The organism is Eubacterium oxidoreducens, from assembly GCF_900104415.1.
Classification (GTDB): domain Bacteria; phylum Bacillota; class Clostridia; order Lachnospirales; family Lachnospiraceae; genus Eubacterium_C; species Eubacterium_C oxidoreducens.
Genome location: NZ_FMXR01000017.1, coordinates 21,900 through 35,371 on the forward strand (window position 1 = coordinate 21,900; position 13,472 = coordinate 35,371).

A 13,472-nucleotide genomic window follows, 5' to 3' on the forward strand; every position below is an offset into this window, starting at 1 on the left:
GATAGATTAGAAATGGGGGATTTCCCCGGGAGAGGTAAAGTCTACAGGTTCATAGGTTTGTAGCTTCGCCAGATATCCTTTTTTCTTAAGCTCAGCCTGAATCAGATCAAGGAGCTCTTCGCTGTCCGCTTCTACCGTGTGATAATGATATCCTGAAGTGACATTTTTGAGTAGAGAAGATTTGCCCTTGGACATCTCCATTAAGTAATTGTCTACATCTAGTTGAGAACGGAGGTTTAGCTCTCCGCGAATGACGCCATAGATTTTGTGATTGACAAAGACATCTTTTACACGGCCGCCTAGACTGATGATGCAAGACAGCTCATCAGCAACCTGTTCGTCGGTATGAATAACCTTAAATACCCGGCTGATATGGGAAGATTTTTGAATCAGATAACCACGGGTGGTGGATAGAATCTGAGAGCCGTTCGCCCGTAACAAAGCAATGTCTTGCACAATTACCTGTCGGCTGACATTCATTTTGCGGGCAATAAAGTCGCCGGAAAGAGGTCGGTCGGAAGAAAGTAGTAGATTCATGATTCCGCATCTTCGTTCTTCAGTAGTCATTTGCCATACCCCCCTTTATGATAGTCTTAGTTGTTAAAATTATAAGCGAAAAAGAAAGGTATAGCAAATTGAATTTTCCGTATTGGCGCATCCTATGAAGATTTGGAAAGTGGGTTGATATGACTGTTAAGAGGAAAAAAATTTGTTATAATAAAAAAGGTAACCTAAAAAGGAATTACATTATAATATTTCAGAAAAATAAAAAGGAGGTATTAATATGGCGGATAAGTTTTACGCAAAAAGTCCGGGAAACAATGGTTATATTAAGAACCTTGAAGTTCTTTCTTTTTGCGATTGGGACGGTCTAAGCGGCGCATTTCAGATGCAGCTTTATAAGACCAAAGAAGGCAAATACTACATCTATGGATCCGGATTTGGCGGATTTCATGGTTCAAGCGTTGTAATTGCAGAAGTAACCGATCCTAAGCATCCAAGATTTGTAAAGAGATTGGTATGTCTTGATCCGGAAGAATATCCAACAACATCTTCTCCAAAGATTCAGATTGCAGAGGATAAATTGATTGTTGCAATGACAGCAGGTTCAGGCCCTGGTGCACTTGTAGATCAGAGCGAACTTCAGAATATGAAGTGTCAGGCAGGAATTCAAATCTGGTCACTGGCAAATGACCCTGAGAATCCGGAATATCTTGGATATTGGGATTGTGGAGTTCCACATTCTATTGGTGTTCATCGTTTTATGTATAACGGTGGTCCTTATGTATATCTTTCTTGTGAATCTATGAGATTTGAAGGAATGATCATGAGAATCGTGGATATTTCCGATCCTAAGAATCCACATGAAGTTGGTAACTGGTGGGCACCTCATCAGTTCGTAGATGGATATCCGGGAAGAGAAGTGGATCATCATGCGGGACATGTTCCATCTTTCATGGATAAAGGATGGATGCACGGACCGCCATTTAGACGTGATGACGGAATTATGTTCTGTGGTTATGGCGGAGATGGTTTGTATGTGCTTGATACGAAGGATGTAACAAGACCAAAACTTCTCGGACAGCTTAAGTTCATGCCGGCATTTTCTTCTCATCTTGCAGGAGCTCGTACACATACAGCACTTCCGCTTCCGGGACGTGATTTGTGTGTGGTAACAAATGAAGGAGAACGTTTCCAGTTCTTCCCGCCGGGATCTATCAAGGAAGCGCAGGCAATGAATAACTTGCACATGATTGATGTGTCAGATCCGACTAATCCGACGATGATTGCGCAGTTCCCATATCCGGAAGTTCCGGAAGATTTCCCGTATCCAAACTTCAATGTTATGAATCTTGGATGCCAAGGACCGTTTGGACCGCATAACGTGCATGAGCCGATGAGCAATAAGCCATGGCTTGAGCAGGATGGAAATGTAGTTTATAATTGCTATTTTGCGGCAGGACTTCGAGTATTTGATGTATCTGATCCGTATTATATTAAAGAAAAGGCATATTTCATCCCGCCAAATCCGGTGAAGAAACCGGAAGAATCTTTCTTCCCTGGATTACCGGGTCCACGTAATGCCATGACAGAGGATTGCTGTGTAGATGATAGAGGCTATATCTATGTCACATGTTTTGATGATGGATTCTATATTTTAAAGAAATTATACGATTAAGAAATAATGAATCAGAAGGAAGGCTGTAATTTAAAAGATTGCAGCCTTCTTTGTTTGTGTAAAACAGGTAAATGATGCTATAATGAAAAACAAGAAAACAGCGAGGATAAGAAGATGGAATTACCGGAAAAGTTTTGCGAGCGGATGCGCCAACTGATGAATCAAGAAGAATATGCACAGTTCATAAGCAGTTATGAGGAGCCGCGAAGTTATGGACTAAGAAGCAATCCTTTAAAGCCGGCTTCGTTAAAGCACTTGCAATTAGAACCGGTTGCATGGTGCAATACAGGGTATTACTACAGACAGGAGCAAAGACCGGGAATACATCCGCTTCATGAAGCGGGAGCATATTATATACAAGAGCCGAGTGCAATGGCAATCGCGCCGTTGCTTGACGTTAAGCGTGGAGAGAAGGTTTTGGATTTGTGCGCGGCGCCGGGAGGAAAGACAACGCAGCTTGCGGGGGAGATGAAAGGTGAAGGTCTTCTTGTTGCTAACGAATATGTGTCATCAAGGGCGAAAGTGCTTTCCCAAAACGTGGAGCGGATGGGAGTTCGAAACTGTGTTGTGTTAAATGAAACGCCGCAACATCTTGCGCAGGTATTTGAAGGTTTTTTTGATAAAATACTGGTGGACGCGCCCTGTTCGGGAGAAGGAATGTTTCGAAAGGAAGAGATTGCGCGGCAGCAGTGGAGCCTTGATAATGTTACAATCTGCGAGGAGAGGCAAAAGGAAATTCTTGCGTGCGCTGTACGCATGCTCGCGCCGGGAGGACGTCTGGTATATTCCACATGCACCTTTTCGCCACAAGAAGATGAATATATTGTAGAATGGTTATTGGAAACCTATTCCGATCTTACCATTTTACCGATGAACAAGGTGGGAGGCATGGAGGATGCCAGGGTGCAGTGGAGCAGGCACGAAACACAAGATGTGAAACGTGCTGCAAGGCTATGGCCTCACAAGCTGCGCGGCGAAGGACATTTTGCAGCGGTTTTTGAAAATACACGGACAAAAGAGCCGGTGACAAATTCGAATGGAAAGAAGTCAAAAGCTAAGAAGAAATCGCCGGCAGTTTTGCAGGTGATAACAGCATATGAAGAATTTGCAAAAGAATATCTGGATTTTACGATTGAGGGACGGTATGAAGTATTTGGAAACCGAATATATCTTGTTCCTGAGCAAATGATACCGCTAGACGGTTTGAAGGTGCAAAGAGCAGGGCTTGAATTTGGCGAGGAGACAAAAGGCAGGTTCACACCGGCACATGCACTGGCAATGGCATTGACGGACAAGGAAGTCACAAACAGCTGTGAACTGGGAGACAAGGCAGCTGATTATTTACACGGGGAAGTCATTCATACATCGACATCAAAAGGCTGGATGCTGATGACGGTGGATGGGGTGAGTATCGGTTGGGGGAAAGGAACCGGTACGCAGATAAAAAATCACTATCCCAAGGGTTTGAGAAAGTAGGGAAACAACAATGGAAATTATTGCGGTTGATGATGAAAAATTAGCATTGGAAAGTTTGGTGCAGTCTATTGAAAAAGCATCGCCAAAGGCGACGGTGCACGGATTTCGTCTGGGGGCGGATGCCATTACGTATGCACTTGAACATAAGTGTGACATTGCGTTTTTGGATATTGAGCTTCGGGGAGAAAGTGGACTTGATATTGCAGCATCTTTAAAAGAAATATATCCCAAGATTAATATTATATTTACCACAGGATACGGGGAATATGCAGGAGATGCCTTTGGAATTCATGCAAGCGGCTATGTGATGAAGCCGGTAACAGAGGAGAAGATTGCAACGGAACTTAAGAATCTTCGCCATCCGTATGAAGATAGCGAGAAGAAACTTCAGGTAAAGGCATTTGGCAATTTTGAAGTGTTTGCCGGGGGACAGCCGCTGAAGTTTCAATATACGAAGGCAAAGGAATTGCTTGCCTATCTTGTCGACAGAAATGGGGCTATGGTATCGAACCAGGAATTGCTCGTGACTTTGTGGGAAGATGATGATCTAGAAAACGATCACAGCTCGTATCTTAAGAATATCCGAAAGGATCTTGTGGAAACGCTCGCAGCGGTTGGTCATGAAGATGTATTGGTGCGACAGCGAGGCAAGATGGGGATTCTTCCGGGTAAGATAGCGTGTGATTATTTTGATTATTTAAATGGCGAAAATATGGACGCATATCGAGGGGAATATATGTCACAGTATAGCTGGAGCGAATTGACTCACGGGTTACTTTTCTAGATAGAGAGGCAGTATCCGTTTTGTGTCCTTTTAAATGCTATAATGACTAAGTCATAAAGACAGAGAGCAGGTGAGTGTATGACCATCATTGCATTAGCAGATAAGTTGCCGGAATTAGAACGGTTGATACAGATGATTGAAGCAGAATCACCACAAGCAGAAGTTTGGGGATTTTCTCAGACTAAGAGTGCAAGAGAATGCATCGAGAGAGTAGGATGTGATGTCTTATTTGTAGATGTGATTTTGCAGGATGCGAGTGGACTTGAATTTGCGAAAGAAATAATGGAACTGAATCCGGAAGTGAATGTGATATTTACCGCAGAGAGTACCTCATTTGCCAATGCAGCTTTTCAATTATATGCGAGTGGGTATATTACAAAACCTTTAACGCCGCAGAAAGTTGCAAAAGAGTTGCATGAACTTCGATATACGAAGATTTCGGAGTCTGTCTGAGTGACAGGATATCGTCTATTTCTAATATTTTCGTTTATATAACCCTCAAACCCAAGAAAGGGGAGCTATGGAAAGCATTATTGCTTTTTGTAGCTCCCTTTTCGCATGCGTCTTTGATTGACAATATACCGATTTATAGGCATAATAGAAATGTAAAAGATAGGACTTTTGTACTTGTATAAAGAAGGAGAAGGAGGCACTACGATGGATAAGTTTAGCGAAGGAATCAGAAAATTTTTCCTGGCAGGAGTAGGAGCGGTAGCGACAACTGCGGAAAAATCACAGGAGATAATCAATGATCTGGTGGAAAAAGGAGAACTTACGGTGGAACAGGGCAAGGCTATGAACGAGGAACTCAAGCATAAAGTGACAAGCCGTGTTAATCCGACTCCGGAAGAACGAGCAGATCATATTGTAGGCAAGTTATCGGAAGAAGAACTTGAAGCATTAAAAGCAAAACTGGCAGAAATGGAAGAAGACGGAGAAGAGGAAGAATAAGGTTCTATGGCAGAAAAAACGACAATTACTCAGGGCGGTCGTTTCAAGGAAATTATCGGTGTACTTCATAAACACGAGATTATGAAAGGGCTAAGTCCGGAGAAAGTAAGGCTGATCATTGAAGATCTAGGTCCGACATTTGTCAAGTTGGGTCAGATTATGTCAATGCATTCAGAAATATTGCCAAAAGAATATTGTCAGGAGCTTGAAAAACTTCGGTCAGATGTAAAGCCAATGCCTTATGAAGAAGTCGTAAATGTATTACAGGAGGCATATGGACAACCGGTAGGTGATATCTTTGCAAAGATTGATAAAGAACCGCTTGGATCTGCATCGATTGCGCAGGTCCATGCGGCTACTTTAAAGACCGGAGAGCGCGTGGTCATGAAAGTACAGCGAGAAGGTGTGTACGAAAAGATGTCACGTGATATGGCACTGCTTCATCGCGGTATGAAATTGTTTCGATACCGTAGTTATTTTGATGCCGTAGATTTTGATGAAATTTTGGATGAAATGTGGGCAGTAGCGCAAGAAGAAATGAACTTCCTGATCGAGGCGTCTAATATCGAAGAGTTTGCACGTCTAAATGAGGAAGTGGCATTTGTTACCTGTCCGGTACTTTATCGGAAATATACAACGCCGCAGGTTCTGATTATGGAGCTCATTGATGGATGCGGAGTTGATGAGAGGGACAAGCTGCTTGCAAACGGATATAATCTTGAAGAAGTGTGTCGTAAGATGGTCGACAATTATCTAAAGCAGATATTAGAAGATGGCTTCTTTCATGCAGATCCGCATCCGGGCAATCTTAGGATTCGGGATGGAAAGATTGTATGGATTGATATGGGAATGATGGGTCGTCTGACACCGCGGGCGCGCAGTTTGCTGGATGATATTATAGCCGGAATTGCAACGCAGGATATCAATCGGATTAAGGATGGGCTGCTTGCAATTGGAGAACCGACAGATCGCATAGACCATCACAAATTGTTTGTCAGTCTTGATGAGATTGTAACGCGCTATGCGACGGCCAATCTGGGAAGTATTAATCTGTCAGAAATTATAGATGCATTTTTCAGTGCAATGGCGGAAAATAAGATTCGCATTCCGGGAACATACACGATGCTGGTCAGAGGCCTTGCAACCATTGAGGGGGTCGTGGCTAATCTGGCACCGCAGATTGATATTTTAACCATTGCAAAAAGCAGGATGAATCAGATGTATCTCGATAATCTGGATATCCCAAAGGAACTCAAACGAAACGGAAGGCTGATTTATAATTCGTTTAAAAAGGCAATCGAGATACCCGCAACAACCTCTGACTTGCTCCGGATGTTTATGAGAGGACAGACGCGGCTGAATCTGGATCTTCACGCAACGGAGGATTTGAGCAAACTTTTGACACGATTGGTACGGGATATTGTAATGGGACTGATTGTAATGGGATTGCTCATAGGTTCTAGTATTATTTGTGTAACCGACATGAGACCGAAATTGTTTGGGATTCCGGTGATTGGAACTGCGGGATATATCATAGCAGTAGTATTAGCCATTATCCTGGGATGGCAGCAGCATCGCAGGATGAAAAAGAAAAAACGCAGACGGCGAAAGAAAAGGAAGTTGTAAATGCCAAAATCAGAAAATCAAAAGCAAAAGCTATTGTATTTGCAAAAAATCTTAATGGAAGAGACGGATGAAAATCACCCTATCAGTGTTCCGAAAATAATAGAAAAATTAGATGCATATGATATCAAAGCAGAGCGAAAAAGTATTTATGATGATATTAAGGTGCTGACAGCCTGGGGGATGGATATTGAAAACAGAAGGTCGAAACCATCCGGATTTTATCTGGCATCAAGAGAGTTTGAACTGGCAGAGGTCAAGATGCTGGTAGATCTGGTGCAGACATCAAAATTCATCACCGAAAAGAAATCCAATGCACTCATCAAAAAACTGGAAAGTCTGGTATCGCATACACAGGCAAAGGAATTGCAACGAGAAGTTGTAGTAGCGAATCGCGTGAAGACCGACAATGAAAATATTTACTATAACATTGATGAATTGCATCATGCGATAGCCGATAACAAGAAGATTACTTTTGAGTATTATAACTGGAATATAGATGGAACGAAGCATCTGCGTCATGGCGGAGAATTGTATCGGGTAAGCCCATGGAAACTTACCTGGGACGATGAGAATTATTACCTGATTGCTTTTGATGATAAGGACAAGAAGGTGAAGTACTACCGGGTCGATAAGATGCAGCACATATCTACGTTGGAAGAAATTCGTGATGGCCGAAAAGTATTTGAGAAGATGGATATGGCCAGATTTGCCCGAAAGACATTTGGAATGTATGACGGCGAAGAAAGAACGATTACGCTTACGATGCCTAAGGAGATGGTATCGGTCGTATATGATCGGTTTGGACTAGATACCAGCATCCGACCGGAAGGTGATGAGAGGATCCGGTTCCATGCGGATGTTGCAGTAAGTAATCAGTTCTATGGATGGATTTCCTCGCTGGGAAAAGGAATTCGAATTGAAAGCCCAAAAGATATTCGGGAAGAATACATAGAATATTTGCAATCGTTGATAGATAGTCAGCAGTGAAAAAAGGTCTGCCGCGAAAAAGCGACAGACCTTTTGGCGTGTTGGATGGAAAGCTTCATAGCGCCGGGAAATTGTTGATGAAAATTTTAGAATTGAAACATAAAATCTTCACAGGACGAATGTTGATTTTACAAAAGTAAACACATATAATAAAAAGATAGTTTGGAAAATAATTCAGGGTAATGGACGAATTATAAAGCCCGGAGGAAATACATGGATAATAAATATAACAATTACAACAATAATTACAACAATAACGGGGGCAATAATAACAACAATAATAATAACAATAGCGGAGGCGGCGGTAATAACGGCAATAATGGTCGAGGACCGACGATGCTGGTGTTTATCTTTGCGGCATTGTTTGTTTTGTTGATTATGAGCTTTTTGTCAAATCGGATCACTTCTATGTCGAATCAGGAAATCTCCTATACCGAGTTTTTGAAAATGGTGGAAGAAGATAAGGTAGAAGAAGTTGAGATAGCGACATATCAGATTAATATAACGCCAAAGAGCGACAGCAGCTCTGATAGTTCAAGCACAAGTAATACGACAACAGATTCTACAACTAATCAGATCACATCAGCACTTGGAAGTGATGTGACAACAACGTATTATACAGCGCGAATTGCGGATGAAGATCTGCTTTCTTTGTTAAAGGAGCATGACGTTACCATTCGCGGAACGATTCCGGATACCAGATCAACCATTATATACAACATCTTAAGCATTTTGATACCGATTGCTTTAATCTGGATATTACTTGGATTTGCCATGCGTAGAATGGGTGGTGGCTCCGGTGGTTTGATGGGCGTTGGAAAAAGCAATGCTAAGGTATATGTTGAAAAAGAAACCGGTGTTACATTTGCCGATGTGGCAGGTCAGGATGAAGCGAAGGAGTCGCTGCAAGAAGCAGTTGATTTTCTACATAATCCGCAGAAATATACCGATATTGGAGCTAAGCTGCCAAAGGGTGCATTGTTGGTAGGCCCTCCGGGAACAGGTAAGACCTTGCTTGCAAAAGCAGTTGCCGGAGAAGCGAAGGTGCCATTTTTCTCTATGGCAGGTTCGGCTTTTGTTGAGATGTTTGTCGGAGTAGGTGCATCGCGCGTGCGAGATCTTTTTAAAGAAGCACAAAAGCAGGCACCTTGTATCATATTCATCGATGAGATTGATGCCATCGGTAAGAGCCGTGATTCTCATTATGGCGGCGGAAACGATGAACGTGAGCAGACGCTCAATCAGCTGCTTGCAGAGATGGACGGATTCGACAGTTCAAAGGGTGTTATGATTCTTGCAGCTACAAACCGTCCGGAGGTATTAGACAAGGCACTTCTTCGTCCGGGACGATTTGACCGGAGAATCATTGTAGAAAAGCCGGATCTCAAAGGTCGATATGAGACTTTGAAAGTACATGCCAAAAACGTTCTTATGGACGATTCTGTAGATTTAAATGAAATTGCACTTGCGACAAGTGGAGCAGTCGGTTCCGATCTTGCCAATATGATTAACGAAGCCGCTATTAATGCAGTAAAGCATGGCAGAAGATTTGTAAATCAGCAAGATCTCTTCGAGTCCGTAGAGCTTGTAATCGCAGGAAAAGAGAAAAAAGACAGAATTCTTGGAGAAGATGAAAAGCGAATTGTGGCTTATCACGAAGTGGGACATGCGCTTGCCGCGGCATTGCAAAAAGGCTCCGAGCCGGTGCAAAAGATTACGATTGTACCGCGTACCATGGGAGCACTTGGCTATGTAATGCAGGTTCCGGAAGAAGAGAAATATCTCATGACGGAGAGAGAACTTCGCACAGAGATTGTAACATTTATGGCCGGACGTGCAGCAGAAGAAATTGTGTTTGATTCGGTAACGACAGGCGCTTCAAATGATATAGAAAAAGCAACGAAGATGGCACGCGCCATGGTAACGCAATATGGTATGTCTAAGAAGTTTGGCTTGATGGGATTGGAATCTGTTGAGAATCGCTATCTGGATGGCCGCGCAGTCTTAAACTGCGGTGAGCAGACGGCAGCCATGATTGATGATGAAGTCATGAAGATTCTAAAGGATGCTTATGAAAAGGCAAAAGAATTGCTTGCCGAGAACAGATCCATCCTTGATGAAATTGCGGATTATCTCTTTGAACATGAAACCATTACCGGTAAGCAGTTTATGAAGATCTTTCGTAAGTTAAAGAATATTCCGGAGCCGGAAGAAGAGGAGACGGAAGAAGAAAAATTAAAAGCGAAAAAGTCGAAGCCGCGCGTTCATATGAAGCCGGTGCTACCAGCACAAGAGATTAAGATTGACTTGCTTGCGCAGGATGAAAAAGAGGAGCAGATGCGGGGGGAAGAAAACGCAGTAGAGATTGCACCGGAAGATATTGTAGATCCAAGCGAGGAAGTGGACGAAGAGCCGACATGGACAATGGAAAATAAGTCAGACGAAGAACCTAAGATACAACAAGAGCCGGCTGAACAAGAGGAGCCGCAGCCACAAGCAACTAAGATGGATGCAGATGTCGAAGCTCTTCTCAAAGAGAAAGAAGAAGAGGAGCGACTAGAAAAATTACTTCGTGGAGAATAGAGGGATCGTAATGTTTGATATTCCGGAAGAACTAAAAAAACTACCGGACAAGCCGGGGGTCTATCTAATGCATGATAAGAATGATGCAATCATTTACGTGGGAAAGGCAATCAGCTTAAAAAACCGCGTGCGTCAGTATTTTCAATCATCGAGGAATAAGACGGCGAAGATTGAGAAGATGGTATCGCTGATTGATCATTTTGAGTACATCATTACAGACTCTGAACTAGAAGCATTGGTGCTCGAGTGTAATCTTATAAAAGAGCACCGCCCCAAATATAATACGATGTTAACGGATGATAAGAGTTATCCGTATATAAAAGTGACTCTGGGAGAGCAATTTCCCAGAGTCCTCTTTTCACGCCAGATGAAAAAGGATAAGTCCAAATATTTCGGTCCTTATACCAGTTCCGAAGCGGTAAGAGAAACGATAGAACTTCTGACCAAACTATACAAAATCAGAAGCTGCAGTCGCGTCTTGCCGCGAGATATCGGGAAGGGCAGACCGTGTCTGAATTATCATATCAAGCGATGTCTCGCTCCATGCCAGGGAAATATATCGGAAGAAGAATATAAAAAAAATATCGATGAAGTTTTGCGTTTTCTAAATGGAGATTACAGCAAGATATTGAAGATGCTGGAAGATACGATGTATGAAGCAGCGCAGGAATTAGATTTTGAAAAAGCGGCAGAGTATCGTGAACTTCTAAAAAGCGTACAACAGATTGCGCAAAAACAAAAGATTACACATGCAGACGGTGAAGATCAAGATATCATTGCCATGGCAAAAGAAAGAGAAGATGCCGTGATTCAGGTATTCTTTGTCCGCGGCGGACGTATGATTGGACGGGAGCATTTCTATATGAAGATTCCCGCAGAAGATGACAATGGTAAGATCTTAAACAGCTTTGTCAAACAGTTTTATGCAGGAACACCTTACATTCCCAAAGAACTGATGTTACAAGAAGAAGTGGAAGATGCGCAGCTTTTAGAAACCTGGTTAAGTGATAAGAAGGGGCGCAAAGTCTATGTACGGGTGCCGCAAAAGGGTGCGAAGGAAAAACTGGTTGAACTGGCTGCGAAGAATGCGAAGATGGTATTAGAACAAGATGCGCAGCGCATCAAACGAGAAGAAGGCCGCACGATAGGTGCGGTAAAAGAAATCGCTTCTTGGCTTGGACTTGAGAAAATAGAGCGGATGGAGGCTTATGATATATCTAACACAAGCGGATATCAAAGTGTCGGTTCTATGGTCGTATTTGAAAAAGGAAAGCCGCAGCGAAGTGATTATCGAAAGTTCAAGTTAAAGACGGTAATCGGACCGGATGATTATGCGTCGATGCGGGAAGTGCTGACGAGAAGATTTACGCACGGACAAGAAGAAGCAAAGGATCTAGAAGAAAGAGGTCTGGCCAAAGAGATGGGAAGTTTTACCAAATTTCCGGATCTTATTATGATGGATGGCGGAAAAGGCCAGGTCAATATCGCACTCGAAGTGTTAGAACAACTGGGACTTCATATACCGGTCTGCGGAATGGTAAAGGATGATCATCATCGTACGAGAGGACTTTATTTCCAAAATGAAGAAATACCGATTGATATTCATAGTGAAGGATTTCATCTGATTACCAGAATACAAGACGAGGCACATCGATTTGCAATAGAATTTCATCGTTCACTTAGGGGAAAAAATCAGGTGCATTCGGTGCTTGATGATATTGAAGGAATCGGTCCGGCAAGACGCAAGGCTCTTATGAAGCATTATAGGGGAATTGAACAGATCAAAAACGCAACCGAAGAAGAACTGATGCAGGTTCCGGGGATGAATCGGCAGGCGGCAGGGTCTGTATATCGATTTTTCCACTCCTAACCTTGTCGGGAAGCCAGGTATAGTTGTATAGTATAGACAACGAAAAATCAAACAGATTAGAAACGGAGAGAGTATATGCAGGAAGTAAGTGTAAGCAAGATCGTAAAAAAGATGGGGCTTAGAGTATTTACAAAAGAAATCGATTTGGATAAGAAGATGATTCGGCAAAGAGATGTCAATCGTCCGGCGTTGCAGCTAAACGGTTATTTTGAACATTTTCAGGAAGATCGGGTGCAGATTATCGGAACCGTAGAATATACCTTCCTGCAACATATGGATCCGATTCGTAAAGATCAGATCTTTCATGACTTTTTGTCTTATTCTATGCCATGTATTATCTTTTGTCGTGGATTTGAACCGATTGACGCATTCTATCGTCTGGCAGTGGAAAATGGAATACCACTTCTTGGAACAGACCTGGAGACATCGGAATTTATGGCAGAACTAATCTTGACGTTATCTTGGGAGCTTGCCCCAATGATATCGCTTCACGGTGTATTGGTAGACGTATATGGTGAAGGTGTCATGATTACCGGAGAAAGCGGAATCGGAAAGAGTGAGGCGGCACTGGAACTGATTCGACGTGGTCACAGATTGGTAACGGATGACGTTGTGGAGATTCGAAAGGTAAATGATAAGACGCTGGTAGGAACGTCGCCGGAAGTGACGCGTTACTTTATTGAACTTCGAGGAATTGGAATTATAGATGTAAAGACGATGTTCGGAGTAGAAAGTGTAAAAGAACGACAAAACATTGACTTTGTAATCAAGATGGAAGAGTGGAAGAAAGACTGTGAGTATGACAGATTGGGACTTAAAGAAGAATACACTGACATTTTAGGAAACCAGGTAGTCAGCCAGTCGATTCCAATCAGACCGGGACGAAATCTGGCTGTGATTGTAGAAGCGGCAGCGGTCAATCACCGAACCAAGAAGATGGGTTATAATGCTGCGCATGAGCTCTACAATCGCGTTCAAAATAATATGAGAAATGACTGGTCGTAATATGATGATAT

Annotated in this window: 11 protein-coding genes; 10 read left to right on the forward strand and 1 reads right to left on the reverse strand. The window is 42.7% G+C overall.

Features of this window, described 5'->3' with window-relative positions; translation table 11 throughout:
• Positions 1-6: 6 nt before the first annotated feature.
• Positions 7-567, reverse strand: a complete 561-nt coding sequence (locus tag BLS20_RS11000) for a transcription repressor NadR (protein WP_090174417.1) — start codon at positions 565-567, stop codon at positions 7-9.
• A gap of 217 nt (positions 568-784) precedes the next feature.
• Between BLS20_RS11000 and BLS20_RS11005 the strand changes: the two genes are divergently transcribed.
• From BLS20_RS11005 to hprK, 10 genes are all read left to right on the forward strand, one after another.
• Entirely contained in the window at positions 785-2,179 is a 1,395-nt protein-coding gene (locus BLS20_RS11005) for an LVIVD repeat-containing protein (RefSeq protein WP_090174418.1), read from the forward strand.
• Positions 2,180-2,293: 114 nt separating this feature from the next.
• Complete coding sequence (locus tag BLS20_RS11010; RefSeq protein ID WP_090174419.1) at positions 2,294-3,655, forward strand: RsmF rRNA methyltransferase first C-terminal domain-containing protein; 1,362 nt, start codon at positions 2,294-2,296, stop codon at positions 3,653-3,655.
• Between the two features lie 10 nt (positions 3,656-3,665).
• Positions 3,666-4,439, forward strand: a complete 774-nt coding sequence (locus tag BLS20_RS11015) for a response regulator (protein WP_090174420.1) — start codon at positions 3,666-3,668, stop codon at positions 4,437-4,439.
• Between the two features lie 78 nt (positions 4,440-4,517).
• On the forward strand, positions 4,518-4,892 hold the full coding sequence (locus tag BLS20_RS11020; RefSeq protein ID WP_090174421.1) for a response regulator: 375 nt from the start codon (positions 4,518-4,520) through the stop codon (positions 4,890-4,892).
• A gap of 204 nt (positions 4,893-5,096) precedes the next feature.
• Positions 5,097-5,390: a phasin family protein gene (locus tag BLS20_RS11025; protein WP_090174422.1), complete on the forward strand. Its 294-nt coding sequence runs from the start codon at positions 5,097-5,099 to the stop codon at positions 5,388-5,390.
• 6 nt (positions 5,391-5,396) lie between these two features.
• Positions 5,397-7,016, forward strand: a complete 1,620-nt coding sequence (locus tag BLS20_RS11030; protein WP_090174423.1) for an ABC1 kinase family protein — start codon at positions 5,397-5,399, stop codon at positions 7,014-7,016.
• Complete coding sequence (locus tag BLS20_RS11035; RefSeq protein ID WP_090174424.1) at positions 7,017-8,003, forward strand: helix-turn-helix transcriptional regulator; 987 nt, start codon at positions 7,017-7,019, stop codon at positions 8,001-8,003.
• Between the two features lie 336 nt (positions 8,004-8,339).
• On the forward strand, positions 8,340-10,586 hold the full coding sequence (ftsH, locus tag BLS20_RS11040; RefSeq protein ID WP_341443231.1) for an ATP-dependent zinc metalloprotease FtsH: 2,247 nt from the start codon (positions 8,340-8,342) through the stop codon (positions 10,584-10,586).
• A gap of 10 nt (positions 10,587-10,596) precedes the next feature.
• Positions 10,597-12,456, forward strand: a complete 1,860-nt coding sequence (gene uvrC, locus BLS20_RS11045; protein ID WP_090174426.1) for an excinuclease ABC subunit UvrC — start codon at positions 10,597-10,599, stop codon at positions 12,454-12,456.
• Positions 12,457-12,531: 75 nt separating this feature from the next.
• Positions 12,532-13,461, forward strand: a complete 930-nt coding sequence (hprK, locus tag BLS20_RS11050; RefSeq protein ID WP_090174427.1) for an HPr(Ser) kinase/phosphatase — start codon at positions 12,532-12,534, stop codon at positions 13,459-13,461.
• The last annotated feature ends 11 nt before the right edge of the window (positions 13,462-13,472 follow it).

Coding starts and splice junctions, on each gene's coding strand:
- BLS20_RS11010 (WP_090174419.1), top strand. CDS start 2,294: ATGGAATTACCGGAAAAGTTTTGCGAGCGGATGCGCCAACTGATGAAT.
- ftsH (WP_341443231.1), top strand. CDS start 8,340: ATGCTGGTGTTTATCTTTGCGGCATTGTTTGTTTTGTTGATTATGAGC.
- BLS20_RS11015 (WP_090174420.1), top strand. CDS start 3,666: ATGGAAATTATTGCGGTTGATGATGAAAAATTAGCATTGGAAAGTTTG.
- hprK (WP_090174427.1), top strand. CDS start 12,532: ATGCAGGAAGTAAGTGTAAGCAAGATCGTAAAAAAGATGGGGCTTAGA.
- BLS20_RS11035 (WP_090174424.1), top strand. CDS start 7,017: ATGCCAAAATCAGAAAATCAAAAGCAAAAGCTATTGTATTTGCAAAAA.
- BLS20_RS11030 (WP_090174423.1), top strand. CDS start 5,397: ATGGCAGAAAAAACGACAATTACTCAGGGCGGTCGTTTCAAGGAAATT.
- BLS20_RS11020 (WP_090174421.1), top strand. CDS start 4,518: ATGACCATCATTGCATTAGCAGATAAGTTGCCGGAATTAGAACGGTTG.
- BLS20_RS11005 (WP_090174418.1), top strand. CDS start 785: ATGGCGGATAAGTTTTACGCAAAAAGTCCGGGAAACAATGGTTATATT.
- BLS20_RS11000 (WP_090174417.1), bottom strand. CDS start 567: ATGACTACTGAAGAACGAAGATGCGGAATCATGAATCTACTACTTTCT.
- uvrC (WP_090174426.1), top strand. CDS start 10,597: ATGTTTGATATTCCGGAAGAACTAAAAAAACTACCGGACAAGCCGGGG.
- BLS20_RS11025 (WP_090174422.1), top strand. CDS start 5,097: ATGGATAAGTTTAGCGAAGGAATCAGAAAATTTTTCCTGGCAGGAGTA.